A 25,372-nucleotide genomic window follows, 5' to 3' on the forward strand; every position below is an offset into this window, starting at 1 on the left:
GGGACCAGTAATCAGATGCGAGCTTATCGCCTTTGGCCGTGGATCCCGCAGGAGCGGGTATCCAATGACTCCGTCGCTCGGCGAGGACGCCAAAGGACCGGAGCCAGATGATCTAACGGTCAGGTCGGATCAGGGCCAGAAAACAATTCGCAGTATCCCGCCTTCGCGGGGATGACGAACAACAACAGAAACGAAAAACCCCGCCGAAGCGGGGTCCTTCGCGAACATCGCTCGCGCCTTATTCGGCGTTGACGACGCTGACGGTGCGACGCTTCTTCGGACCCTTGGTCGAGAACTCGACCTTGCCGTCGACCAGCGCGAACAGCGTGTGGTCACGGCCGAGGCCGACGCCCGAACCCGGGTGGAAGTTGGTACCGCGCTGACGCACGATGATGTTGCCGGCTTCGATAGCCTGGCCGCCGTAGATCTTGACGCCCAGATACTTCGGGTTGGAGTCGCGGCCGTTGCGCGAGGAACCTACGCCCTTTTTGTGTGCCATGGCTGCTTCTCCTGCTTAGCCGGCAATGCCGGTGATTTCGATTTCGGTGTAGTGCTGACGGTGACCCATCTGCTTGCGGTGGTGCTTGCGGCGACGGAACTTCACGATGCGCACCTTGTCGGCGCGGCCGTGGCCGATGACCTTCGCACTGACGCTGGCGCCCTTGAGCGCGTCGCCGATCTTGATGGTTTCGCCATCGCCGATCATCAGCACGTTGTCGAGCTTGATCTCGCTGCCGGCTTCGACTTCGAGCAGCTCGACGCGAAGGGTTTCGCCCTTCATGACGCGGTATTGCTTACCGCCGGTGAGTACAACTGCATACGACATGACCAGATTCCTCTGTAGTTATTTTGGTCGCCTGCCGCACCCATATCGGGCGGACAGAAGCGGAATTGTAATGACATCAGCGGGTTACGGCAACTACCGGCCTACCGAAAAATGTCCAGCCGCCCCTGCGGGCCGGGCCTATACTGGCAACGGTGGTCCAAGCCACCGCACACCCCAAGCTGAACAGGGGGTTTTGGTCATGAAAACGCACCTTTGGGAGCGGATCGAGCACAGTTTCCACCGCCGCGAGCGCCCGGCTGCCGGGTCGACCGGCGAGTCGAGCGGTGCATCGACCGGTGAATCGGCCAGCGCCGGCCTGCACGGCCGCGAACGGATCCAGACCTGGCTGGCCAGGCTCGCTGACACCCTGCCCCACTTCGACCGCCAGGACGAGGACGACCGGACCAAGCCGCATTGAGGCCCTCCATACCGGGCAGCCCGGTACTGAGGCGGGCCGCATTGAGGCAGCCCGGTACTGATGACTGAGGCCGTCAGGGCCGCCCGCGCCCGGAACCCGCGGTCGAAACGGCGCCGCTGCGACTCGGACGACCGGCGCTCGCAGGCGCTTGTCGCACCTGCTGCGACCGCGCCGCTCCAGACTGGTGAAGCTGGCATTTGCCCCAATTTCTCCCCCTCGCTACGCTCCCCTGTTCGCCCCTCGGTTCCCCATCCCCCATGGCGCTGGATTTCATCCGCATCCGCGGTGCGCGGACGCACAACCTCAAGAACATCGATCTCGACCTGCCGCGCGAGAAGCTGATCGTCATTACCGGTCTATCCGGCTCCGGCAAATCGTCGCTCGCGTTCGACACGATCTATGCCGAAGGCCAGCGCCGCTACGTCGAATCGCTGTCGGCCTACGCACGCCAGTTCCTCAGCGTGATGGAGAAGCCGGACGTCGACCACATCGAAGGCCTGTCGCCCGCGATCGCGATCGAACAGAAGGCGACGTCGCACAACCCGCGTTCGACCGTCGGCACCATCACCGAGATCTACGACTACCTGCGCCTGCTCTACGCCCGCGTCGGCACGCCGCGCTGCCCGGATCACCACTATCCGCTGGAAGCGCAGACCGTCAGCCAGATGGTTGACCAGGTGCTCACGCTGGACCCGGAACAGCGCTACATGCTGCTCGCGCCCGTCATCCGCGAGCGCAAGGGCGAACACGCGCAGATCTTCGAGCAGCTGCGCGCGCAGGGTTACGTGCGTGTGCGCGTTGACGGTGCGCTGTACGAAATCGATGCGGTGCCGCCACTCGCGCTGCGCGTCAAGCACACCATCGAAGCCGTCATCGACCGCTTCAAGCCGCGTGACGACATCAAGCAGCGCCTGGCCGAATCCTTCGAAACCGCGTTGAAGCTCGGCGACGGCATGGCAGCCGTGCATTCGCTCGACAAAACGGATGCCGAACCGCTGCTGTTCTCCTCGAAGTACAGCTGCCCGGTCTGCGACTACTCGCTGCCGGAACTGGAACCGCGCCTGTTCTCATTCAACTCGCCGGTCGGGGCCTGCCCGACCTGCGATGGCCTGGGCGTCGCACAGTTCTTCGACCCCTCGCGCGTGGTCGTGCATCCGGAGCTGTCGCTGGCAGCGGGTGCGGTGCGCGGCTGGGATCGTCGCAACGCGTACTACTTCGCGCTGATCCAGTCGCTGGCCAAGCACTATAAATTCAGCGTCGACACGACGTGGCAATCGCTCAGCGATGAACAACGCAATGCCGTGCTGTTCGGCAGCGGCGATGACCTGATCAACTTCACCTATACCAGCGAAAGCGGTACGCGCCACCAGCGCAAGCACCGCTTCGAGGGCATCGTCCCCAACCTCGAACGCCGCTACAAGGAAACCGAATCGGCCGCGGTGCGGGAGGAATTGGCCAAGTACATCAGCGAACGCTCCTGCACCGAATGCCATGGTGCCCGCCTCAACCGCGCCGCGCGCAACGTGTTCGTTGCCGACAAGCCGATGCCCAGGATCGTCGTGCTGCCAATCGACGAGGCACTGGAGTTCTTCCGAACGCTCAACCTGCCCGGCTGGCGCGGCGAGATCGCGATCAAGATCGTGAAGGAAATCAGCGACCGCCTGCGCTTTCTCGTCGACGTCGGCCTCGACTACCTGACGCTGGAACGCAAGGCCGATTCGCTCTCCGGTGGCGAAGCGCAGCGCATTCGCCTGGCCTCGCAGATCGGCGCGGGCCTGGTCGGCGTGATGTACGTGCTCGACGAACCCTCGATCGGCCTGCACCAGCGCGACAACGAGCGGCTGCTCGGCACCCTCACCCGCCTGCGCGACCTGGGCAACACGGTGATCGTGGTCGAACACGACGAGGACGCGATCCGACTGGCCGACCACGTCATCGACATCGGCCCCGGCGCGGGCGTTCACGGCGGCGAAGTCGTCGCCCAAGGCCTGCTCGCCGACATCCTGAAGGCGCCGCGTTCGCTCACTGGCCAGTACCTCAGCGGCAAGAAGCGGATCGAAATCCCGTCCAAACGCCACAAGCCCGATCCGAAGACGACGTTCCACCTGCGCGGCGCCACCGGCAACAATCTCAAGGACGTCGATCTCGCGATCCCGGCGAGCCTGTTCACCTGCATCACGGGCGTATCGGGATCGGGCAAGTCGACGCTGATCAACGACACGCTGTACTCGATCGCCGCCAACGAGTTGAACGGCGCTTCGCACACCGCGGCGCCGCACCGATCGCACGAGAACCTGGACCTGTGGGACAAGGTCGTCGACATCGACCAGTCGCCGATCGGCCGTACACCGCGTTCGAACCCGGCAACCTACACCGGACTGTTCACGCCGCTGCGCGAAATGTTCGCGCAGGTACCCGAAGCGCGCGCTCGTGGCTATTCGCCGGGCCGTTTCAGCTTCAACGTGCGCGGCGGCCGCTGCGAGGCGTGCCAGGGCGATGGCCTGATCAAGGTCGAGATGCACTTCCTGCCGGACGTGTACGTGCCCTGCGACGTCTGCCACGGCAAGCGCTACAACCGCGAGACGCTGGAGATCCTCTACAAGGGCTACAACATCAACGACGTGCTGGAAATGACCGTCGAGGATGCGCTGAACCTGTTCGAGGCGATCCCGTCGATTTCGCGCAAGCTCGAAACGCTGATGGACGTGGGCCTGAGCTACATCAAGCTCGGCCAGAGCGCGACCACGCTGTCCGGTGGCGAAGCGCAGCGCGTGAAGCTGTCGAAGGAGCTTTCGCGTCGCGACACCGGCCGCACGCTCTACATCCTCGACGAACCAACGACCGGCCTGCATTTTCACGACATCGAGCACCTGCTCGCCGTGCTGCATCGCCTGCGCGACGACGGCAACACGGTGGTGGTGATCGAGCACAACCTCGACGTGATCAAGACCGCAGACTGGGTGATCGACCTGGGCCCGGAAGGCGGCCATCGCGGCGGCACGATCCTCGCTACCGGCACGCCGGAGCAGATCGCGGCGTTGCCGCATTCGCACACCGGCCGGTTCCTCGCCCCGCTGCTGGGCATCAAGCCCGGCGAAACCGCACGCAAACCGCAGAAGAAGAAGTCCGCCGCATGAGCGACATCGTCGAGAACAAGGCCGTAGGGAACAAGACGGTCGAAAGCCAGGCAGAAAACCCGCCACTGGTGCTGTTCCGCATGCCGGTCGCGCTGCGCTGGCGCGACCTGGATGCCTTCAATCACGTCAACAACTCCAACTTCCTCACCTACCTGGAGGAAGCGCGCATCCGCTGGTTCGCCAGCTGGGATGGCGAATGGGTCACGGACCAGATCGCGCCACTGCTGGCAGCGGTACAGATCAACTACAGGATGCCGATCCCATATCCCGCCGATGTCCTGGTGGAACTGTTCGCGCAGCGCGTCGGCAGCTCCAGCTTCACCATCGGCCATCGCATCGTATCCAGCGACGGCACCACGCTGTACGCCGACGGGCACGTGGTGATGGTGTGGATCGATCGCGCGAGTGGACGCTCGATTCCCCTGCCGCAGAGCGTGCTCGCCGCCACGATCCGATGACTGCAGTACCGAGCCCTGCTCGGCACCGCCAAGTCCGGATGATCGAAACCGCGCCGGGGAGAACTCGGCACTACGGGTATTTGAGAAGCATGCCGGGCAGAACCCGGCACACGATGCATCACGGCTTGCGGACTTCCAGCTCGCCGCGCAACACTCCGCCGTCCTTCAGCGCGAACTCGACCACCACGCGGCTGCCTTCCTTCAATGCCGCACGCGGCTGCATCAGCATCAGGTGCATGCCGCCGGGCTTGAGCACCGCGGCGCCATCGGGGGCGATGCGCAGTTCCGGCAGTTCGCGCATGCGAGTCACGCCATCGACGATGCGCGACTCGTGCAGTGACACATCCCCGAACGCGGGGCTGCGCGCCCCCACAATCGTGACTGGCGCCGTGCACGGGTTATCGATGCGCGCGTAGCCGGCCATCATCGGCATCTTCATCGGCGGCAGGCGCACCCAGCCTTCGCGCACCTGCGGCGCGCAGCCGCGCGCGCAAGCGGGCCCGGTGAAGAGGACACACAGCGACAGGACGAGGGCGCGGGACAGGTTCATGCCCCTATGATACCGGCTGCCCCGCCCGAGCCCGCCCGCATGAGCCACCCGAATGTTCAGGTGATCCACTACGACGGCGACATCGTCGAAATCCAGATGGCGCGCGCACCGGTCAACGCGCTGGACCCGCAGTTGTGCGATGCCCTCACTGCCACCATCGCCGAGGCCGCGAGCGGTGGCGCCAAGGGACTGGTGCTGAGCGGCAATTCCAAGGTGTTTTCCGCAGGCCTGGACGTCCCGCACCTGCTGTCGCTCGGCGATGACCGCGCTGCGCTGATGGACGCGTGGGAAAGTTTTTTCCGCACGACCCGCGCGCTGGCGGGATCGCCGGTGCCGGTTGTCGCGGCGGTTACCGGCCATGCCCCGGCCGGCGGCTGCGTGCTGGCGTTGTCCTGCGACTACCGCCTGATGGCGAAGTCGGCTGATCCGGCCAAGCCGTTCCGCCTGGGACTCAACGAGACGCAGGTCGGACTCGTGGCCCCGGAAGGCGTCCAGTACCTGCTGCAGCGCGCGGTCGGTCGCCAACGTGGGCAGGTGATGCTGATGACCAGCGAACTCGTCGACGCGCAGCGTGCGCTGGACATCGGTCTGGTCGACGAGCTGGCCGCCCCTGAAGACGTCACCGCGCGCGCCGTCGGCTGGCTGCAATCGCTGCTGAAACTCCCGCGCGAACCGGTGCTGCGCACGCGCATGATCGCTCGCGCCGACGTTATCGCCGCGCTCGCACCCGAACGCATCCAGCTGGACCGTTTCATCGACGCGTGGACGGCGCCGGATACGCAGGCGGGGCTGAGGGCGTTGGTCGCGCGCTTGGGCAAATAGTCCGTTCTGCAGTTCCGCGCTTGCCCGGCACGTTATTTTGCCGCCCCGGATACACGGCGATGCCGAGCAAGCTCGGCACTGTCTCGGTTTGTTGAAAGGCAGTACCGAACAGGCTGAAGCGATCAGCCGCGGGCGACCGGCCGTTCCGGATCCTCGATCCAGCCACTCCACGAGCCAGTGAACAGCTTCGCGCCGTACATGCCGGCGCGTTCCATCGCCAGCAGGTTGTGGCAGGCCGTCACGCCGGATCCGCACATCGCAATCACCCGCTCCGGCGCGTCGCCTTCCAGCAGTTCGCGGAACTCCTGCGCCAGCTGCATGGCGGACTTGAACTTGCCCTCGTGCATGTTCTGGACGAAGGGTCGATTGAGCGCACCGGGTACGTGGCCGGCAACGGGATCGATATGCTCATTTTCGCCGCGGAAGCGGTCGGCGCCGCGCGCGTCGACGAGGAGGTCGCCGTGCGCCATCCGTTCGCGCACCTGCCCGGCATCCAGCAGGCGGCTGGCGTCGAAGCTGCCGGTGTACGCGACCGGTGTCGGCCGCGGGATCTCGCGCGTCACCGGTAGGACCAGCGCTTTCCAGCGCGCAAAGCCACCGTCCAGCACGGCCACCTTCTCGTGGCCGAGCAGTTTGAGCATGAACCACAGTCGCGCCGCCTGCGCGCCATCGACATCGTCATAGGCGACGACCTGGTGCTGTGGCGTGATGCCCCAGCGCCCGAGCTTCGCGGTAAACGCAGCAGCATCGGGCCACGGATGGCGGCCACCGCCCTTGCCCATGCGCGACATGTCCGACAGGTCGCGCTCCAGGTGCGCGTACACCGCGCCGGGCAGGTGTTCCTGCTCGTAGGCGTGCTCACCGGCCAGCGTGTGGATGATGGAGAAGCGGCAATCGACGACCGCCAGATCGGTACGGCCCAGTGCGATCGACAGGGTTTCTGCCTGTACGAGGGTGTTCCAGGCCATCGGGCGTCCTTTGCGATGCAGGCGGTAATTGTAGGCGCTGGGCACCCGGTGAACCGTCCCCGGTCAGGCCGTGGCCGCCGCCAGTCGCTCGCGCAGGTTCAACAGGATCGCGGCGGTCGCGCCCCATATGCGGTGCGCGGGATAGCTGAATTCCAGCACGTGGCGCTCGCGTCCACGGTGTTCGATCGCAAACCGTCCAAGGTTGGCCGGATCCAGCAGGAAGGCGAGCGGCACCTCGAAAACTTCCGCGACTTCAGCCGGGTCGGGGCGCGCAACGTAGTCGGGCACGACGGTCGCGACCACCGGCAGCACCCGGAAGCCGCTGATCGTGGTGAATGGATCGAGGTAGCCCAACGGTGCGATGCCGTCGGCGTCGATGCCGACTTCCTCGAAGGTCTCGCGTAGCGCGGCGGCGATGGCGTCGGCATCGCTGGCTTCGATGCGACCGCCGGGAAAACTCACCTGGCCGGCATGGTTGCGCAATCCATCGGTACGCAGGGTCAACAGCACCTGCACGCCGTCCGCGCGGGGCACCAGGCCAACCAGCACGGCGGCCTGCGCCAGGTGGTCGGGATCGGGAAGCAGGTCGACGAGTTCGGAATGGTTCCAGCCCGGTCCGGCCGGCGGCGCATCCAGCGGATGCAGCGCCGCGGCGATCCGGTCGACGTCGTGCAGGAGATCACTCACACGCGGCGCGACTCGCGCTGGGGCAGCACGGCTTCCATCAGCTGCAACCTCTCGTCATCGTTCATCTGCGACCAGCGCGCGATTTCCGGGCCGGTGCGCAGGCAGCCATCGCACAGCCCGTCGTCGCCCAGCGAGCACACGCCGACACAGGGGCTGAGCACAGCGCGGAAGGGGGACGTGGTCATGAGTCAACTCTACCGCGATGGGTGATGGCGAAAAACCACAGGACGAAAATGCATTGCGCCGGCGTGGGCCGGCGCAATGGTCAGGACGCAGCGATGTCAGAAGCAGCGTCCCTGGATCCCCACCTAAGCGGGGATGACGACCTGGCAAGCCCGTGCGCGCGATGCGTGCACGGGCCGAATCATCACTTGAGGCTGACCAGCTTGATGTCGAACTGCACGGCGACGTTCGGCGGGAAGCGCGTAGCCGGGTTGTTGCCATAAGCCTTTTCCGGCGGCAGGGTGACTTCCCACTTGGCGCCGGTCGGCATCTGCAGCAGGACTTCACGCATCGCCTGCATTTCGATCTCGCTGACTTTGACGTTGGGCATCGGCCCGGCTGCCTGAGCCTGCGAGCGGTCGCCGAACAGGAACGGACCGGCGACTTCCAGGTCCACGGTGCTGGCCATCGTCGGCTTGGCGCCGCTGCCTGCTTCGATCACGCGGTACTGCACGCCGCTCGGCAGCAGCTTCACGTCCGGCTTGGCCTTGTTCTGGGCCAGGAAGCCGTCGCTCTTGGTCTTGTTGGAGGCCGCGACGCGATCCCAATCAGCCTTCAGGCGCTCGGCCTGGCGCTTCTGCATGTTCTGGACGGCGGTCTTGAGCTGCTCGACCGGAACGCCCGGCTGCTTCTTGGCGTAGCCGTCCTGGAGGCCCTTGATGACAGTATTGACGTCGACCTGCTCGCCGCTCTCGACGGCATTGCGGCCCAGGTCATAGCCCAGCGCGTAGCTCAGCTTGCCCTTTTCGGTCGAAGTATCCTGCGCGACAGCGTTGCCGGCGGTCAGGAGCAGGGCCGCGACGGCGGCAGCAATCACACGCAACTTCATTCGTAGAAACCTCTTATCGAAAATAAGGCGGCTTGCGCCGCCTGGCTTGACTGCTCTGCGCCTCGCGGGCCATCCGCAAGAGCGCGCTAGGATAACGGTGGCAGGGCTTAACCGCCACTGACGCCACCCCCTCTGACCCCCTTGCCCGCGCGGAGTTCCGCTAGGGCCTCAATCCGGGTATCGCCATGTCCGAAACCACCCTCTCCGCGCCCGTCAGCGTCGCCGACCGCGGCGCGATCCGCGTGATCACCGTCAACCGCCCGGACAAGCTGAATGCGCTCAACGCGGCCACGCTGGACGCCCTCCACGTCGCCTTCGATGCCGCGGCGGCGGACGCGGCCGTCCGCGTGGTAGTCCTGACCGGTGCAGGCGCGAAGGCGTTCGTGGCCGGCGCCGACATTGCCGAGATGAACGGCCTGACCCCGGTCCAGGGGCGCGATTTCTCCCTTCGCGGTACCCGGATGATGCGTCGCGTGGAGCGGATGCCGAAGCCGGTGATCGCCATGGTCAACGGATTCGCCCTCGGCGGCGGCCTGGAACTGGCGATGTGCTGCCACCTGCGCATCGGCGCGGACACGGCCAAGGTCGGTCAACCCGAAATCAACCTGGGGCTGATTCCCGGTTTCGGTGGCACCCAGCGCCTGCTGCGCCTGGCCGGTCGTGCGGCGACGCTGGAGCTGTGCCTGGTCGGCGCACCAATCGATGCCGCCCGCGCCCAGCAGTTGGGAATCCTCAACAGGGTCGTTCCGGCCGCGGAACTCGAGGCCGAAACGATGAAGCTCGCCGAACAGCTCGCCAACGCGGCACCGCTCGCACTGCGCGGCATGATCGACTGCGTCAACATCGGCGGCGAATGCGGCGTCGAGGAAGGACTGGAATACGAATCCGTGCAGTTCGGCCTGGTGTTTTCCACTCAGGACATGCGCGAAGGCACCGCGGCATTCCTGGAACGGCGCAAGCCCGTGTTCAAGGGCGAATGACGGCCGGGTTCGACACGTAGGATTCGACAGGTGAGTACACACTGCCCCTGCTGCGACTGCGACGACACGCGCGGCGACGCCCTCCACGCGATCGCCGCGGCGCTTGCAGTGGACGACGTCGATCGCGCCATCACGCTTGGCCTGCTCGAAGCCGGCGACTGCACCAGTTGCACCGACGCCTGCCGCACGCGCCTGACCCGCGCGCGCGATGCACGCACTGCGGCCCTCGCCGCGCGCGAGCGCTACCGCGCACGACTGGCACGCCTGCAGCGTCGCGCGGATGAACGCGCCGCCGCGCGCAGGACATCCACGCCGGCGTCGACAACTGGCGACAAGGTGGCCGCGCTGCCCACGGCCGCGGCCGCGGCCCTTGCCCGCGCCAAGGCACGCGCCGCGCAACGGCACAAGCCATGAGCCGCCCTGCGAAAGCGGTCGGCAAAGCCGCAGGAAAGAAGACCGCGAAGCCAGCGAAACGGACGACAGCCGCGAAACCATCCGCGTCGCGCAACGCCAAGCGTCTTCCGCCCGCGCAGGTCGACGAACTGTTCTCGCGGCTGGCGGAACTCAATCCCGCACCGACCACCGAACTCGAATACACCACGCCCTACGAACTGCTGGTCGCGGTGACGCTGTCGGCGCAGGCCACCGACGTCGGCGTCAACAAGGCGACGCGCAAGCTCTTCCCCGTCGCCAACACGCCGGCACAGATCGCGGCGCTGGGCGTGGAAGGCCTCAAGCCGTACATCGCCACCATCGGGCTGTTCAACACCAAGGCGGCGAACGTAGTGGCGATGGCGCACCAGCTGCTGGAGAAGCACGGCGGCGAAGTGCCACGCGATCGCGTCGCGCTCGAAGCCTTGCCGGGCGTGGGTCGCAAGACCGCCAACGTGGTCCTCAACACCGCGTTCGGCGAGCCCACCATCGCCGTCGACACGCACATCTTCCGGGTTGCCAACCGCACAGGACTGGCCCCGGGCAAGGACGTGCGCGCAGTTGAAGCCGGACTGGAGAAAGCGGTGCCGGCGCGCTTCCTGCAGGACGCCCACCACTGGCTGATCCTGCATGGCCGTTACGTCTGCAAGGCACGCAAGCCGGATTGTCCGCATTGCGCGATCCGCGACCTGTGCCAGTTCAGCGACAAGACACCGGGCGAACCGGTTCCGGCTACAAGGTAATCGTAGGGCGGGCCTTGGCCCGCCGCCCCATACGCGACGCCCTAACAGCCAGTCTTCACGAAAGCCAGGCAATCACCGGACTGACCATGCGGACTCGACAGCGGGCCAAGGCCCGCCCTATGCCGAGCGAGGGGACCGCCTTCCAGCCAACACCGCAGATCCGTCGCTGCGCGCGGGATGAGGGGAAACGAGGTGGCTTCATCCGGTTCGCCTGCTTCATCACGCGTACGTCGCACGCTTACGTCACCCGCATATGTGGATTGTGAAGCGGTGACGCTTCACTGGCCTAACGTTGCCATTTCCGCCACTCCCAGCGACCGGTGCTCCACATCGGCCCCCGGTCGCAAAGCTGTCACCCCAGCGAAATAAGTCAGCGTTGTCACATTTACGCAATCTTTACTACTTAGCCTGCGCGGGTCCTCTCCAACCCGCCCTAGGGCCAAGCCATGAAACTCTCCCGCAGCACCCTGTCCGTCGCCCTCCTCGCCGCGCTCGTCGCGCCGGCGGCCCACGCCGAAATCGCCATCGACGTCATCGGCGGTTCCGAAGTGAGCTTCGAAGGCCTGGTCCAAGCCGACATGACCTGGTTCGACAACGACGGCGCCGATCTCAACGCCGGCACCGCGACCGCCAACGGCGGCGACGGCAAGGACAGCGAATTCGACCTGCGCCGCTCCGAGCTGGTGCTCAAGGGCAAGGGCCCGGGCAACTTCGAGTGGGTCCTGGGCTATGAAGCCAAGGACAACAAGTTCCTCGACACCAACATCAAGTACAAGTTCGGCAACAACGCCAACCATTACATCCAGGTCGGCCAGTTCAAGCAGACGAACTCGATGGAAGAGCTGTCGTCGACCAAGAACAACGACTTCATCGCGAAGGCGTCGATCACCAACACCTTCGGTATCGCCCGCCGCCTGGGTGTTGCCTACAACTACGGCGACGTCAACTGGGGCATCACCACCAGCATCTTCGGCCGCGAACTGACCCGCAACCGCAACCATGGCTCGGGCTACGGCGCGCGCGGCTACTGGGCGCCGATCAACGAGCAGGGCAACATTTTCCACGTCGGCCTGTCGTGCGTGAACTTCGACACCGACAACGACACCGCCCGCTGGCGCGCCCGCCCGCTGGCCGACCAGTCCACCATCCGCATGGTCGACACCGGCAGCTTGACCGACACCGACCGCGCGAACACCACCGGCGTGGAAAGCTTCTGGGTGCATGGCCCGTTCAAGCTGCAGGGCGAGTACATGGCCAACAAGACCAACCGCTACGCCCACGGCGACTTCAAGGGCGCGGGTGGCTACATCAGCGGCCTGTGGAACGTCACCGGCGAGACCTGGGGCTACAAGGCCGGCACCCCGACTACCGGCCTGCCGGACGATCCGTCGAAGGGCATGTGGCAGCTCGGCCTGCGTTACGACACCATCGACCTGAACGACGGCGCCGTTGCCGGCGGCAAGATGGACAGCTGGACCCTGGGTGCCAACTGGTACTGGCACTCCAACTTCAAGTTCGCGATGAACTACGTGATGGTCAACACGAAGAAGGCCGGCGTGAGCGACGACCCGAACGTGCTGGAAGCCCGCGTCCAGTTCTACTGGTAAGTCTCCACTCTCCTTCGGTCATTCAGATTGGGTCATTCAGAGGGCGCGGCCGATGGTCGCGCCCTTTTTTTCATGCCGGATCGGTGGGCTCACGCGCTCCGGTCACCGGGTCGAAAACCCCGCCCGGACTGAATGGAACCGCGCAGAACCGACCTCCGTCATCGAACTGAAATATTGATGACCATGGGCTGTCATCAAATCGTTATGGAATACGCACGGAACGGGCCCGACCCGTCGTTTCTCTCCAGGAGTCCTTCCGTGCTCAAGTCGATCAATCCCAAGTCCATCAAATTCCGCCTGGCCGCCCTGGCCATCGCGACTACGTTCGCTGCCAGCGCGTTCGCGGCCGACGTCACCGGCGCCGGCGCTTCGTTCGTGTATCCCCTGATGTCCAAGTGGTCGTCGGAATACGCCAAGTCCACCGGCAAGAAGGTCAACTACCAGTCGATCGGTTCGGGCGGCGGCATCGCCCAGATCAAGGCGGGCACGGTGGACTTCGGTTCGTCCGACGCCCCGCTCAAGCCCGACGAACTCGCCAAGTTCGGCCTGGCCCAGTTCCCGTCGGTGATCGGCGGCGTGGTGCCGGTGATCAACGTCCCGGGCGTTGCGTCCGGCGCGATGAAGCTCGACGGCGAGACCCTCGCCAACATCTTCCTCGGCAAGCTCACCAAGTGGAACGACCCGGCCATCGTCGCCCTCAACAGCGGCCTCGCCCTGCCGGACGCCAAGATCACCGTCGTGCATCGCTCGGACGGTTCGGGCACCACCTTCAACTTCGTCAACTTCCTGTCCAAGGTCAGCGGCGAGTGGAAGACTTCGGTGGGTGAAGGCACCGCCGTGAAGTGGCCGACCGGCATCGGCGGCAAGGGCAACGAGGGCGTCGCCGCCTACGTGAAGCAGATCAAGGGCGGCATCGGCTACGTCGAGCTCTCCTACGCGCTGCAGAACAAGATGGCCTACTCGCGCATGAAGAACGCCGCGGGCAACTTCATCCTGCCGTCGGACGATTCCTTCGCCGCCGCCGCCGCGAACGCCGACTGGGCCAACGCCAAGGACTTCTACCTGGTGATGACCAATGCCCCGGGCGAGAAGTCGTGGCCGATCACCGCCACCAACTTCATCCTGATGTACAAGCAGCCGAAGAATGCCGTGGGCGCGAAGAACGCCAAGGACTTCTTCACCTGGGCCTACGCCAATGGCGACGGCCAGGCCAAGTCGCTGGACTACGTCCCGCTGCCGCCGGCACTGGTGCAGCAGGTCCAGGCCTACTGGGCGCAGAACCTGAAGTTCTGATCCCTGCGAACAGTGGAATGGAAAGCGGGCCTTCGGGCCCGTTTTTCGTAGGGCGGGTCTTGACCCGCCATCGTGGCCGGTCGATCCGCTCGTCCGGTCGGGCGGGTGCTCGACGCCCGGAGCAGTGGTCGGAGCGGCCGGGCGGCGGGTCAAGACCCGCCCTACAGGTCTCGCGAGGTATCGGCACATGGGTCGGAGTCGTTTCCCGAACCCTCGCGAGGTATCGAGGCATGGGTCGCAGTCGGTTCCGGAACCCTCGCGAGGTATCGAGGCATGGGTCGCAGTCGGTTCCGGAACCCTCCCGAGGTATCGAGGCATGGGTCGCAGTCGGTTCCGGAACCCTCGCGAGGTATCGGCGCATGGGTCCGAGTCGTTTCCGGAACCCTCGCGAGATATCGCGGCGTGGGGGGGCTGGACGCTCACTGCACCAGCCCTGAGTCTTAGCCAGACAAGGACCCTGAGGGTCCGGCAGCGCCTCGGCTGCGGGTTCGCCGGCAGCGGATGACAGCCGCATAACAGTGAGATGTCATTCCCCTGTAACAAAAACATCATTTCATAGCGACGCCAGCTGGCCCCGCGCCAGCCCACCGGAGTTGCTTCATGAAATTCCCCGTCCGCCTCGCCTGCTTCGGTTTCGTCCTGGCGCTCGCCGCCTGTTCACAGGGCAACGCACCGGGCAACCAGGACGCCGCCAGCACGGGCGCCGCGGCTGCCGAGATCACCGGCGCCGGTGCCAGCTTCGTTTACCCGTTGCTGTCGAAGTGGTCCGCCGACTATCACCAGGCCACCGGCGCGAAGGTCAACTACCAGTCGATCGGTTCCGGCGGCGGCATCGCGCAGATCAAGGCGGGTACGGTCGATTTCGGCTCCAGCGACAAGCCGCTGCCGCCCGAGGAACTGGTGAGCGCCGGCCTTGGACAGTTCCCCTCCGCCATCGGTGGCGTGGTCCCGGTGGTGCACGTGGAAGGCATCGACGCCGGCAAGCTGCGCCTCACCGGCCCGTTGCTCGCCGACATCTACCTGGGCAAGGTGGCGATGTGGAACGACGCCGCCATCGCCGCGGTGAATCCCGGCATCGCGCTGCCTGCCACCAAGATCAGCGTGGTGCATCGCTCCGATGGTTCGGGCACCACGTTCAACCTTGCCAATTACCTGTCGAAGGTCAGCCCCGCGTGGAAGGCAACCGTCGGCGAAGGCACCACCGTGAACTGGCCGTCCGGCATCGGCGGCAAGGGCAACGAAGGCGTCGCTGCCTACGTGCAGCAGATCCAGGGCGCGATCGGCTATGTCGAACTCGCCTACGCGCTGCAGAACAAGATGAGCTACACCGCGCTGCAGAACGCGGCGGGGCAGTTCGTGCTGCCATCGGCGCAGACCTTCTCCGCCGCCGCAGAGAGCGCCGACTGGAAGAACGCGCGGGACTTCTTCCTGGTGATGACCAACGCGCCGGGCGAGAACGCCTGGCCGATCACCGCGACCAATTTCATCCTCATGTACAAGAAGCCGCGCGACGCGAAGCGCAATGCCGATGCGTTGGCTTTCTTCAAGTGGTCTTTCGAGCACGGCCAGGCACAGGCGCAATCGCTGGACTACGTGCCGCTGCCGCCTGACCTGGTCGCGCAGGTCGAGCAGTACTGGGCACAGGAATTCAAGTGACGTTTCGGCCCGCGCTTCAGCGCGGCTTTGCCGAAACGTCATCCCCGCGAAGGCGGGGGTGAGGGGCCGCGGTTGCGAGCCATGGCTCGCGCGGCACCGAACGCCATCGAGCTGTGCTCGATGGCAGGGGATCGAAGATCCATGGGCGTTGCTTCTGCTGTTCTTGTAATGCCGAGCTTGCTCGGCACGCTCCACCGGCAAACCGAAGAATCAAAAGCGTGCCGAGCAAGCTCGGTATTACCAAACAAAGTGCATGGATCCCCGCCTTCGCGGGGATGACGAACCAAAGGCCCATCCAGGTCAAATGAACGCCACCGCCCTCCCCGCCACAACCTCCGGCAGTCGCGACGCGATCGACGCGCGCAACGACAAGCTGTTCCGCTGGGTCCTGACCGGCACCGCCCTGTTCGTGCTGGTGGCGCTGGCCGGCGCCGCGCTGTCGATGCTCTGGGGTGGCCGCCAGGCACTGCAGGTGCAGGGCCTGAGTTTCTTCTTCTCCAGCGACTGGAATCCGGTCGAAGACAAGTACGGCGCGCTGGTGCCGATCTACGGCACCGTCGTCACCGCGATCATCGCCATGGTCATCGCCGTGCCGGTGAGCTTCGGCATCGCCTTCTTCCTGACCGAAGTCGCGCCGCGCTGGCTGCGCGGGCCGGTGAGTTCCGCCATCGAACTGCTCGCCGGCGTACCGTCGATCATCTATGGCATGTGGGGCTTCTTCATCCTGATGCCGGTGATGCGCGAGAGCATCGTGCCGTGGCTCAACGACCACGTCGGCACCTGGCCGGTGGTCGGCCCGCTGTTCCAGGGTCCGCCGATCGGCGCCGGCATGCTCACCTCGGGCATCGTGCTGTCGATCATGGTGATCCCCTTCATCTCCTCGGTGATGCGCGAAGTCTTCCTCACCGTGCCGACGCGGTTGAAGGAATCGGCGTACGCGCTGGGTTCGACCAAGTGGGAAGTCAGCTGGGACATCGTGTTGCCGTACACGCGCTCGGCAGTGATCGGCGGCGTGTTCCTGGGCCTGGGCCGCGCGCTCGGCGAAACGATGGCGGTGGCCTTCGTGATCGGCAACAGCGTCGGCTTCACCACGTCGCTGCTGGAACCCAGCACGACGATCGCGGCGCTGATCGCCAACGATTTCGGCGAGGCCACTGAAACCTATCGCTCGGCGCTGCTGCTGCTCGGCTTCGTGTTGTTCATCGTCACCTTCGTGGTGCTGGCCATCGCACGCCTGATGCTGATGCAGCTCGCCCGCAAGGAGGGCAACTGATGAACGCCCCCTCCGTCAACGCGGCTCTCAAACGCGCCGACGCGCTGTACCTGCGTCGCCGCATCATCAATTCCCTCGCCGTCGTGATGGCGTCCGCCGCAGCGCTGTTCGGCCTGTGCTTCCTCGGCTGGATCCTGTGGACGCTGATTTCCAAGGGCCTGGGCGGTGTGAACCTGGCGCTGTTCACCCAGAACCAGCCGCCGCCGCTGGAAGAAGGCGGACTGAAGAACGCGTTCTTCGGCAGCGTGGTGATGTGCGGACTGGGCGTCGCCATCGGCACGCCGCTGGGCATCGCGGCGGGCACCTGGCTGGCGGAATACGGCAATGCACGCAAGCTCGGCACCGTGGTGCGCTTCGTCAACGACATCCTGCTGTCGGCGCCGTCGATCGTCCTGGGCCTGTTCGTCTATGCGGTGTTCGTGATGCAGACCGGCGGCAAGTTCTCCGCATTGGCCGGTGCGCTGGCGCTCGCTTTCATCGTGCTGCCAGTGGTCGTGCGTACTACCGATGAGATGCTGCGCCTGGTCCCCGCGCAGATGCGCGAAGCCGCCCTCTCGCTGGGCGTGCCGCAATGGAAGGTGACCGTGCAGGTGCTTTATCGCAGTGCTTCGGCCGGCATCGTCACCGGCATCCTGCTGGCGCTGGCCCGCATCTCCGGCGAAACCGCGCCGCTGCTGTTCACCGCGTTCGGCAACGAGTTCTGGAGCACGGACCTGGGCGGCGCGATGGCTGCGGTTCCGCTGGTCATGTACAAGTTCGCCGGCAGCGGCTTCGCCAACTGGGAAGCGATCGCCTGGGCCGGTGCGCTGGTGCTGACGCTGTTCGTTCTCGCGGTCAGCCTGTTCGCGCGCACATTCCTGCTGCGTAACAGGATCAGCAATGACTAACACTGTCAGCAACGAAGGCACGGACGCCATGCACCTCGCCCACGTTCCCGCCATCACCACCCTCTCCCCGAGCCAGTCCGCCATGAACGACGCCCGCCTCAACCTCGCCACGTCCGCGCAGACGGCTCCGGTCAAGCTGGCCGCGCGCGGACTGGACTTCTACTACGACAAGTTCCACGCGCTGAAGAGCATCAACCTGGAGGTGCCGGAAAAGCGCGTCACCGCGCTGATCGGTCCTTCCGGCTGCGGCAAGTCGACGCTGCTGCGCATCTTCAACCGCATCTACGCGCTGTATCCGAAGCTGGAGGCGCGCGGCGAGGTATTGCTCGACGGCGAGAACATCCTCGATCCGAAGTACCCGATGAACCGCCTGCGCAGCAAGGTCGGCATGGTGTTCCAGAAGCCGGTGCCGTTCCCGATGACGATCTTCGAGAACGTGGCCTACGGCATCCGCCATCACGAGAAGCTGTCGAAGTCGGAAATGAACGATCGCGTCGAGAGCGCGCTGCGCCAGGGCGCGCTGTGGGACGAAGTGAAGGACAAGCTGGGCCAGAGCGCGCTGGGCCTGTCCGGCGGCCAGCAGCAGCGCCTGTGCATCGCGCGCGCTGTCGCGCTGAAGCCCGACGTGCTGCTGCTGGACGAACCGACCTCCGCGCTCGATCCGATCTCCACCAGCCGCATCGAACAGCTGGTCGAGGAACTCAAGCACGACTACACGATCGCGATCGTGACCCACAACATGCAGCAGGCCGCGCGCGTGTCCGACTACACCGCCTTCATGTACCTGGGCGACCTGGTCGAGCACGGTCCGACCGAAATGATCTTCTCGCAGCCGACCAAGCAGCAGACCGAGGATTACATCACGGGTCGCTTCGGGTGAGTGACCGCGCCTGGCCGATGTCCTGTTGGCATCGGTCGCGATCCGGCAACGAAGGCCTCACCAGATAGCCGTTGAAACAGACAACCACATGGGCACCCACATGCACGACCACATCGTGAAAAGCTACGACGACGAGCAGAAGCGCCTGCTCGACGAAACCCTGCGCATGGGCGAGATGGCCGCCGCGCAGCTCGAGGCCGCGCTCGACGTGGTCCAGCGCCGCGACGACAAGGCCGCCGAGCGCATCATCGGCAACGATGAAGCGATCGACGCGCTGGAACACGTCATCAGCCACGACGTGATGAAGCTCGCGTTGCGCGGGCCGATGGCGCGCGACCTGCGCGAGATTCTCGCCTCGATCCGCATTGCCGCCGACATCGAACGTATCGGCGACCTCGCCGCGAACGTCGCCAAGCGCTCACGGGCGTTGAACCTCGCACCGCCGCTGCCGCACATCGCCGGGCTGCACGCGCTGGGCACGCTGGCGGTGCAGCAGGTCCGCGATGCGCTGTCGGCGTACAGCAGCAACGACATCGAACTCGCCCAGCGCGTGCGCGCCCGCGATGCCGAGATCGACATCGCCTACACGGGCCTGTTCCGCGAACTGCTGACCTACATGATGGAAGACGCGCGCAGCATCACCGGCTGCACGCACCTGCTGTTCATGGCGAAGAACATGGAACGCGTGGGCGACCACGCCACCAACATCGCCGAGAACGTGTGGTTCCTGGTCAAGGGCGAGGAACCGCTGCCGCCGCGCGAGAAACGCGACGAGTCGACGTCCCCCCGGGGCTGATCGTCCCGGTCGATCGTCCCGACTGATCGTCGGCGGGGCGATCCCTGACCCTGCGGCCCTCGGGCTAGGTATCGCGCCAACTCCCAGACGGATGTTGGCGAAAACCGCCCGCCCGTCTCCGCAGACCTAAATGCTTCCTGAATATCGGCGCGATGGGCCCCATCGCGCCGACTCTTTTTCCGCCTACCCCCACTCTTGGGATATACGCGTTGCCCGTCGGGCGCGCATTCTTCACGGGTTGACCGGGGTGCTGGGACATGGAACTGCTGCTGGGTACGGATGACCTTGAAGCCGCGCGCATGGGCGATCGCCTCGCCCTGGAGCGCGTGCTCACCCGGTCGCGCCAGAACCTGCGCCGCTACGCGGAGTTCCACTGCGTCATCAACGACGTCGAGGACGCCGTGCAGGAAAGCCTCCTGCTGGTTTCCCGCAAGCTGCGCGACCTGCGCCAGCTGGAGAGCTTCACGTCCTGGTTGTTCCGCATCGTCAAGCGCGAATGCAACCGCCTCAAGCGCGCCATGCGACTGGTGACCGGGGAAGAAATCCCCGAGTGCATCCTTCCGGTCGTTTACCCCGTATCCAATGAGTGGCGACAGGACGTAGCCGCCGCGTTGGAGTCCCTGCCCGTGCATTACCGCGAAGTGATCCTGCTGCGCGACCTGGAAGGCCTGACCATCGAGGAGATGGCCGGGCAACTTGGACTCACACGCGAAGCCGTCAAGTCACGACTGCACCGTGCCCGCGTCCTGGCGCGGGAGTACCTGGATTCATGACATCCCTTGAACCGGCCGGATTCCATACTCGGTCGGCCATTCCCCCGGGCCCCGCCCGAACCCCGCAACTGGAGTGCAACATGTCCAAGCAGACGAACAAACCGCTCGCCCTCGCCGTTGGTGCCGCCCTCGTCGGTGGTATCGCCCTCTCCGCGTCCGCCTTCGCCATGACCGACCTGGCCAGCGGCTACATGGTCAGCGCCAGCCACGCCGGCGCCGAAGCCAACTGCGGTGCCGACAAGAAGGGCGCCGAGGCCAAGTGCGGCGCCGACAAGAAGGCCGAAGGCAGCTGTGGTGGCGACAAGAAGGCAGCCGAAGGCAAGTGCGGCGAAGGCAACTGTGGCGCAAAGGCCATCTCCATGATGGATACCGACAAGGACGGCAAGGTCTCCCGCGCCGAATGCACCGCGCACCACGACGCCATGTTCACCAAGGCCGACACCAACGGTGATGGCTACATCACGTCCGACGAAGCTGACGCGATGATGAAGTCGATGCACGAAGGCAAGTGCGGCGGCGACAAGGCCAAGGGCGAAGGCAAGTGCGGCGCCGACAAGCCCAAGACCGACGACAAGGGCAAGATGGAAGGCAAGTGCGGCGAAGGCAAGTGCGGCGGCATGGCCTGATCGGGTAATCACCGGGAACGGAACGGAAGCGCACCTCCGTTCCGTTCCCGAGCTGTCGTCCCGAGCGCGCGTGGACCTGCTTCTTCCGACATCCGATGAAGCAGTTTCCCACTGACGCCCAGGACTACGGATCACCGCGACGCAAGCGAACCGCCCATTTCACGCACCCTGCGAATGACCCTCTCCCCAAACAGCACCGGCCTCGGCCTCAGGCGCTCCCTGCTGGATGCTTTCCAATCGGCAGCGCCGGGCAGCTTCGATTTCCTGGAATGCGCGCCGGAAAACTGGATCGGCGTGGGCGGTCGGTTTGGCGACGCCCTCGACGAACTGGCGTCGCGCCATCCGATCGTCTGCCACGGCCTGTCGCTGTCGCTGGGCGGCTTCGCGCCGCTGGATGAAACCTTCCTCCTGCGCGTCCGCCGCTTCCTTGAGCGCCATCGCGTGCCGATCTACAGCGAGCACCTGAGTTACTGCTCGGACGACGGCCAGTTGTACGACCTGCTGCCGATCCCCTTCACCGACGAAGCCGTCCATCACGTCGCCGCGCGCATCCGCCAGACGCAGGACATCGTCGGTCGCCGCATCGCGGTGGAAAACGTCTCCTACTACGCCGCGCCACACCAGGCGATGGCGGAGATCGACTTCATCAATGCCGTCCTGCAGGAAGCCGACTGCGACCTGCTGCTGGACGTCAACAACATCTACGTCAACGCGATCAACCATCGCTACGACGCGCACGACTTCCTCTCGCGCCTGCCCGGCGAGCGCGTCGCCTACATCCACGTCGCCGGCCACTACGACGAAGCGCCAGACCTGAAGGTGGATACCCATGGCGCCGCGGTGAAGGACGAGGTCTGGACCCTGCTCGCGGCGGCGTACGCGCGCTTCGGCCCGCGCCCGACGCTGCTGGAGCGCGACTTCAATTTTCCGCCATTCGCCGAATTGTTGGCCGAAGTGGAGACGATCCGTGGCCTGATGCCGCGCGAAGGACTGCAGGCCCGTGGTTGACGCAGCGTCCACGGCGCCATCGCCGCACAGCGAGCTGCAGTCGCAGCAGCTGGAGCTCACCCGGCATCTGCGCGACCCCGACGGCGTGCCCGCGCCCGACGGGATCGAGGAACGCCGCCTGGCGATCTACCGCGACCTGCTGTTCAACAACATCGAAAGCCTGCTGGCGGGCAATTTCCCGGTGATCCGCCAGCTGCTGGGCGAATCGCGCTGGAAAGCGATGGCCCGCGCCTTCTACCGGGATCACCGTTGCCAGACGCCGCTGTTCACCGAGATCGCGCGCGAGTTCCTGCGCTACCTGGAAGCGCAGCCGCAACTCGATCCACCCTTCCTGCTGGAACTGGCGCACTACGAATGGGTGGAGCTGGCGCTGCAGCTCAGCCAGGCATCACTGGATGACGTCGAATTCGAGCCCGCCGGCGATCTGCTCGCGAACGCACCCGTGCTTTCGCCGCTGGCGTGGCCACTGGCGTATGCGTGGCCGGTCCATCGCCTGGGCCCGCAGTTCCAGCCCGACACGCCACCGCCGGCCCCCACGTTGTTGCTGTTGCGACGCGAGGCCGACGGCAACGTGCGCTTCTCCGAGCTCAGTCCGTTGGCGTTCCGCCTCCTGCAGCGGCTGTCCGACGAGCCGGCGCTCAGCGGGCGTGACCAGCTGGTGGCGCTCGCGCGCGAAGCCAACGCGGGCGAAGTCGATGCCTTCCTCCGCGAGGGCGCCACGCTGCTCGAGCAACTCCACCATAGCGGCGTAGTGCTGGGCGCGGCGATCACGGCACATCCCTAGTTGCCTGGGCGCTCCCCAGTGCGCTGACCCGTACCCGTCCGGCCCCTCCGCCCGTCCTGAGCCTAGCGCCGCATTGCGCCGGGCCCTCCTCTCCGTTCGTCCTGAGCGTAGCGCCGCATCGCGCCGAGTCCTTCTCTCCGCTCGTCCTGAGCGTAGCGCCGTAGGCGCGAAGTCGAAGGACGCTTGTGTAAACCACTGATCGGCAACATCGCTGCCGGATGCACGCTGGAAGCCGCGTCTTCAACAAATGCCGGCGCTGGCAGGTGGGTACGTCCTTCGACTTCAGCGCTGCGCGCTTACGCTCAGGACGAGCGGGTGCTGACTGACACCCCAGTGCGCTTCAGCAAACACGAAGCCCGTTACGCGCTTACTCCGGACGAGCGCAGCTTCTTCCTGTACCTGAGGCCCCAGTGCGCTCAGCAAACACGAAACCCGCGCGCCAGCTAAACTGCCACGATGCCCGACACCGCAGCAAAGCCCACCACGTCCCGACTCACCACGCGTTTCCGCGGCTTCCTGCCCGTGGTCGTCGACGTGGAAACCGGCGGTTTCGACTGGAACCGCCACGCCCTGCTCGAGATCGCGGTGGCGCCCATCGACCTGGACGACGACGGACAGCTGGTCGTGGGAACGATCACCAGCAGCCACGTCATCCCGGCGCAGGGCCTGGAAATAGACCCCAAGTCGCTGGAAGTCACCGGCATCGTGCTCGACCACCCCTTCCGCGATGCAAAGCCGGAACGGGCCGCGCTTGACCTGGTTTTCGCGCCCGTCCGCGAGGCCATGAGGAAGCACGGCTGCCAGCGCGCCATCCTGGTCGGCCACAACGCGCACTTCGATCTCAACTTCCTCAACGCCGCGATCGCGCGCGTGGGCCACAAGCGCAGCCCGTTCCATCCTTTCAGCGTGTTCGACACGGTGACGCTGGCGGGTGTGGCGTTCGGCCAGACCGTGCTTTCCCGCGCGGTGCAGGCGGCGGGCATGGAGTGGAACAACGAGGAAGCGCACTCGGCCGTCTACGACACCGAACGCACCGCCCAGCTGTTCTGCCGGATCGTCAACAGCTGGCCGGACGCGCGCGATACCCGAGGCGAAAGCACGGGATCCAACGTCGCGGTTGACGACTGAGCCGTAGGGCGAAGCAGTAGGGCGGAACCCGCGAAGCGGATCCGCCGCTGCCGCCAGCCGATGCCCGGTTTCGAACGGCAAGCACTTTTCACCGGCGTCGCAGACCAGACGCATTTCAACAGCGACGTTGGTCAACCCGCGAAGCGGGTTCCGCCGTCAATCCCAATGCGATGGCGTTCGATTCGCCCATGTGGCGCAGAAGAGTCGTTCGAGCGGCGGAATCCGCTTCGCGGGTTGACCAGCTCCGTTGTTGAGAAGCGCTTCGCCCTACGACGCCGCCAGCTTCAGCCCCGCCAAGCCGACAACGATCAACGCGACGCTGCCCGCGCGAAGCGCGTTGAGCGGTTCGCCGAACAGCGCGATCCCGAGGATCACCGTGCCCACTGCGCCCACGCCCACCCATACCGCGTAAGCAGTGCCGATAGGCAGCGACTTCATCGCCACGGCGAGCAGACCCAGACTCGCCGCCATCGCGGCAATAGTGAAAACCGACGGCCACAGACGGCTGAAACCGTCGCTGTACTTGAGTCCGATGGCCCAGCCGATCTCGAAAAGGCCGGCGAGCAGAAGGATGGTCCAGGGCATGAGGTGTCTCCAGCAATCAGGCCGGGGTCGTCCCCGGTTGATGGTGGAGAGGCGGAGTCGTCTCCGCTTCTGGTGAGGTGTCCCGGCGGTGCCGGGACTGAATTCACGCGACGAACCGATGAAATCGCATCGTCGCGGGCGGCATCCTACCCGCGCTGGCGCACCGCTTCAAACAAGGTCACGCCCGCGGCAACGGAAACGTTCAGGCTTTCGACACCACTGCCGGCCGCGCCGGGCATCGGGATCGTCACCAGCTGGTCGCAGTTCTCTCGGGTCAGTCGACGCAGGCCGTCGGCCTCGCCGCCCATCACCAGCGCGACGTTGCCACGCAGGTCCAGCGAGTAGAACGACGCCTGGGCATCGCCGGCGAGTCCGTAGATCCACACGCCCAACTGCTGCAGGTCGCGCAGGGTGCGCGAGAGGTTGGTCGCCGGGATCACCGGGATGCTGTCGGCAGCGCCGGCGGAGGTCTTGCGTACGGTCGCGTTGACCTGCACCGCCTTGTCCTTGGGGAAGATCACCGCCGTCGCGCCCGCCGCCGCTGCGCTGCGCAGGCAGGCACCGAGGTTGTGCGGGTCCTGCACGCCATCGAGCACCAGCACCAGCGCCTTGCCTTCGGCTGCTTCTATCAGGCCCTGCAGGTCGCCTTCGCTGTAGGTCTTCGCCGCGGCATAGCGCGCGACGACGCCCTGATGGCGCAGGTTGCCGACCACGCCGTCCAGCGCCTGGGTGGCGACGCGCCGCACGTCGATGTCCTTGCGGCGCGCCTGCGTTTCGATCTCGGTGATGCGCGGGTTCTTGGCGCCCGCCTCGATCAGGATTTCGCGGACGTTTTCCGCGTCGTGTTCGACGGCGGCCGAGACGGCATTGATGCCGGCGATCCATTGTTTCGTGCTCATCTGGTCTTCCGTAGGGCGGGTCTCGACCCGCCGCTGTGTGTCTTGTATTGATTGGCGGGTCAAGACCCGCCCTACGTTGTTCCGTGCCTTGCCCAGTTGGCGGGT

The 25,372-nt window shown here is 65.7% G+C and carries 26 protein-coding genes and 1 pseudogene; 19 read left to right on the forward strand and 8 right to left on the reverse strand.

Annotation, left to right across the window (positions count from 1 at the left end; all coding sequences use genetic code 11):
* Nucleotides 1-238: 238 nt before the first annotated feature.
* Nucleotides 239-499 (reverse strand): 50S ribosomal protein L27, encoded by a 261-nt coding sequence (gene rpmA / locus ACYVD7_RS09990; RefSeq protein ID WP_460762402.1) that lies wholly within the window; start codon nucleotides 497-499, stop codon nucleotides 239-241.
* Between the two features lie 15 nt (nucleotides 500-514).
* Nucleotides 515-826 carry a 50S ribosomal protein L21 gene (gene rplU, locus ACYVD7_RS09995; RefSeq protein ID WP_187711739.1) on the reverse strand — a complete coding sequence of 104 codons (312 nt, stop codon included), beginning with the start codon at nucleotides 824-826 and terminating at the stop codon, nucleotides 515-517.
* 199 nt (nucleotides 827-1,025) lie between these two features.
* Here rplU and ACYVD7_RS10000 point away from each other — a divergent pair, with 199 nt between their 5' ends.
* The 3 genes from ACYVD7_RS10000 (at nucleotide 1,026) to ACYVD7_RS10010 (ending at nucleotide 4,839) form a co-directional block, all read left to right on the forward strand.
* Entirely contained in the window at nucleotides 1,026-1,244 is a 219-nt protein-coding gene (locus tag ACYVD7_RS10000; RefSeq protein WP_460762405.1) for a hypothetical protein, read from the forward strand.
* Between the two features lie 257 nt (nucleotides 1,245-1,501).
* Complete coding sequence (gene uvrA, locus ACYVD7_RS10005) at nucleotides 1,502-4,381, forward strand: excinuclease ABC subunit UvrA (RefSeq protein ID WP_460762408.1); 2,880 nt, start codon at nucleotides 1,502-1,504, stop codon at nucleotides 4,379-4,381.
* 80 nt (nucleotides 4,382-4,461) lie between these two features.
* Nucleotides 4,462-4,839, forward strand: coding sequence for an acyl-CoA thioesterase (locus ACYVD7_RS10010; RefSeq protein WP_460762687.1), 378 nt, complete (start codon nucleotides 4,462-4,464; stop codon nucleotides 4,837-4,839).
* A gap of 118 nt (nucleotides 4,840-4,957) precedes the next feature.
* Here ACYVD7_RS10010 and ACYVD7_RS10015 read toward each other — a convergent pair whose 3' ends face one another.
* On the reverse strand, nucleotides 4,958-5,389 hold the full coding sequence (locus ACYVD7_RS10015; protein WP_460762411.1) for a copper chaperone PCu(A)C: 432 nt from the start codon (nucleotides 5,387-5,389) through the stop codon (nucleotides 4,958-4,960).
* A 39-nt stretch (nucleotides 5,390-5,428) separates the two neighbouring features.
* Between ACYVD7_RS10015 and ACYVD7_RS10020 the strand changes: the two genes are divergently transcribed.
* Nucleotides 5,429-6,211, forward strand: coding sequence for an enoyl-CoA hydratase/isomerase family protein (locus tag ACYVD7_RS10020; protein ID WP_460762413.1), 783 nt, complete (start codon nucleotides 5,429-5,431; stop codon nucleotides 6,209-6,211).
* Nucleotides 6,212-6,333: 122 nt separating this feature from the next.
* Here ACYVD7_RS10020 and ACYVD7_RS10025 read toward each other — a convergent pair whose 3' ends face one another.
* The 3 genes and pseudogenes from ACYVD7_RS10025 to ACYVD7_RS10035 form a co-directional block, all read right to left on the reverse strand.
* Entirely contained in the window at nucleotides 6,334-7,179 is an 846-nt protein-coding gene (locus tag ACYVD7_RS10025) for a sulfurtransferase (protein ID WP_460762416.1), read from the reverse strand.
* Nucleotides 7,180-7,242: 63 nt separating this feature from the next.
* Nucleotides 7,243-8,051 (reverse strand): annotated as a pseudogene (locus tag ACYVD7_RS10030) (CoA pyrophosphatase).
* A gap of 182 nt (nucleotides 8,052-8,233) precedes the next feature.
* Nucleotides 8,234-8,917 (reverse strand): FKBP-type peptidyl-prolyl cis-trans isomerase N-terminal domain-containing protein, encoded by a 684-nt coding sequence (locus tag ACYVD7_RS10035; RefSeq protein WP_460762418.1) that lies wholly within the window; start codon nucleotides 8,915-8,917, stop codon nucleotides 8,234-8,236.
* A gap of 185 nt (nucleotides 8,918-9,102) precedes the next feature.
* Between ACYVD7_RS10035 and ACYVD7_RS10040 the strand changes: the two genes are divergently transcribed.
* The 15 genes from ACYVD7_RS10040 (at nucleotide 9,103) to rnt (ending at nucleotide 23,783) form a co-directional block, all read left to right on the forward strand.
* Complete coding sequence (locus ACYVD7_RS10040; RefSeq protein ID WP_460762421.1) at nucleotides 9,103-9,897, forward strand: enoyl-CoA hydratase/isomerase family protein; 795 nt, start codon at nucleotides 9,103-9,105, stop codon at nucleotides 9,895-9,897.
* 30 nt (nucleotides 9,898-9,927) lie between these two features.
* On the forward strand, nucleotides 9,928-10,311 hold the full coding sequence (locus tag ACYVD7_RS10045) for a hypothetical protein (RefSeq protein ID WP_460762424.1): 384 nt from the start codon (nucleotides 9,928-9,930) through the stop codon (nucleotides 10,309-10,311).
* The gene (gene nth, locus ACYVD7_RS10050) at nucleotides 10,308-11,072 is read left to right on the forward strand and encodes an endonuclease III (RefSeq protein WP_460762427.1); all 765 of its coding nucleotides are present in this window, start codon (nucleotides 10,308-10,310) and stop codon (nucleotides 11,070-11,072) included. The genes ACYVD7_RS10045 and nth overlap by 4 nt, the downstream gene beginning before the upstream one ends.
* A 446-nt stretch (nucleotides 11,073-11,518) precedes the next feature.
* The gene (locus ACYVD7_RS10055) at nucleotides 11,519-12,679 is read left to right on the forward strand and encodes an OprO/OprP family phosphate-selective porin (RefSeq protein WP_460762429.1); all 1,161 of its coding nucleotides are present in this window, start codon (nucleotides 11,519-11,521) and stop codon (nucleotides 12,677-12,679) included.
* A gap of 183 nt (nucleotides 12,680-12,862) precedes the next feature.
* Complete coding sequence (pstS, locus tag ACYVD7_RS10060) at nucleotides 12,863-13,972, forward strand: phosphate ABC transporter substrate-binding protein PstS (RefSeq protein WP_460762432.1); 1,110 nt, start codon at nucleotides 12,863-12,865, stop codon at nucleotides 13,970-13,972.
* A gap of 600 nt (nucleotides 13,973-14,572) precedes the next feature.
* Nucleotides 14,573-15,628 (forward strand): phosphate ABC transporter substrate-binding protein PstS, encoded by a 1,056-nt coding sequence (pstS, locus tag ACYVD7_RS10065; protein WP_460762435.1) that lies wholly within the window; start codon nucleotides 14,573-14,575, stop codon nucleotides 15,626-15,628.
* Between the two features lie 304 nt (nucleotides 15,629-15,932).
* Nucleotides 15,933-16,901 (forward strand): phosphate ABC transporter permease subunit PstC, encoded by a 969-nt coding sequence (pstC, locus tag ACYVD7_RS10070; protein ID WP_460762438.1) that lies wholly within the window; start codon nucleotides 15,933-15,935, stop codon nucleotides 16,899-16,901.
* Nucleotides 16,901-17,788 (forward strand): phosphate ABC transporter permease PstA, encoded by an 888-nt coding sequence (pstA, locus tag ACYVD7_RS10075; protein WP_460762440.1) that lies wholly within the window; start codon nucleotides 16,901-16,903, stop codon nucleotides 17,786-17,788. Before pstC ends, pstA begins: the two co-directional genes overlap by 1 nt.
* A gap of 82 nt (nucleotides 17,789-17,870) precedes the next feature.
* On the forward strand, nucleotides 17,871-18,668 hold the full coding sequence (gene pstB / locus ACYVD7_RS10080; protein ID WP_460762690.1) for a phosphate ABC transporter ATP-binding protein PstB: 798 nt from the start codon (nucleotides 17,871-17,873) through the stop codon (nucleotides 18,666-18,668).
* Nucleotides 18,669-18,756: 88 nt separating this feature from the next.
* Nucleotides 18,757-19,464 (forward strand): phosphate signaling complex protein PhoU, encoded by a 708-nt coding sequence (gene phoU / locus ACYVD7_RS10085; RefSeq protein ID WP_460762443.1) that lies wholly within the window; start codon nucleotides 18,757-18,759, stop codon nucleotides 19,462-19,464.
* A gap of 257 nt (nucleotides 19,465-19,721) precedes the next feature.
* The gene (locus ACYVD7_RS10090) at nucleotides 19,722-20,237 is read left to right on the forward strand and encodes an RNA polymerase sigma factor (protein WP_460762446.1); all 516 of its coding nucleotides are present in this window, start codon (nucleotides 19,722-19,724) and stop codon (nucleotides 20,235-20,237) included.
* Between the two features lie 80 nt (nucleotides 20,238-20,317).
* A complete protein-coding gene (locus tag ACYVD7_RS10095; protein WP_460762449.1) occupies nucleotides 20,318-20,863 on the forward strand; it encodes an HvfA family oxazolone/thioamide-modified RiPP metallophore in 546 nt (181 codons plus the stop codon).
* 174 nt (nucleotides 20,864-21,037) lie between these two features.
* Nucleotides 21,038-21,871, forward strand: coding sequence for an HvfB family MNIO-type RiPP peptide maturase (locus ACYVD7_RS10100; RefSeq protein ID WP_460762452.1), 834 nt, complete (start codon nucleotides 21,038-21,040; stop codon nucleotides 21,869-21,871).
* Entirely contained in the window at nucleotides 21,864-22,655 is a 792-nt protein-coding gene (locus ACYVD7_RS10105) for an HvfC family RiPP maturation protein (protein ID WP_460762455.1), read from the forward strand. The genes ACYVD7_RS10100 and ACYVD7_RS10105 overlap by 8 nt, the downstream gene beginning before the upstream one ends.
* Nucleotides 22,656-23,111: 456 nt before the next feature.
* Entirely contained in the window at nucleotides 23,112-23,783 is a 672-nt protein-coding gene (gene rnt / locus ACYVD7_RS10110; protein WP_460762458.1) for a ribonuclease T, read from the forward strand.
* 267 nt (nucleotides 23,784-24,050) lie between these two features.
* Here rnt and sugE read toward each other — a convergent pair whose 3' ends face one another.
* Complete coding sequence (sugE, locus tag ACYVD7_RS10115) at nucleotides 24,051-24,368, reverse strand: quaternary ammonium compound efflux SMR transporter SugE (protein WP_460762460.1); 318 nt, start codon at nucleotides 24,366-24,368, stop codon at nucleotides 24,051-24,053.
* 146 nt (nucleotides 24,369-24,514) lie between these two features.
* Nucleotides 24,515-25,267 (reverse strand): 23S rRNA (guanosine(2251)-2'-O)-methyltransferase RlmB, encoded by a 753-nt coding sequence (rlmB, locus tag ACYVD7_RS10120; protein ID WP_460762463.1) that lies wholly within the window; start codon nucleotides 25,265-25,267, stop codon nucleotides 24,515-24,517.
* Nucleotides 25,268-25,372 lie beyond the last annotated feature (105 nt).

It is taken from the genome of Lysobacter fragariae (assembly GCF_054779775.1).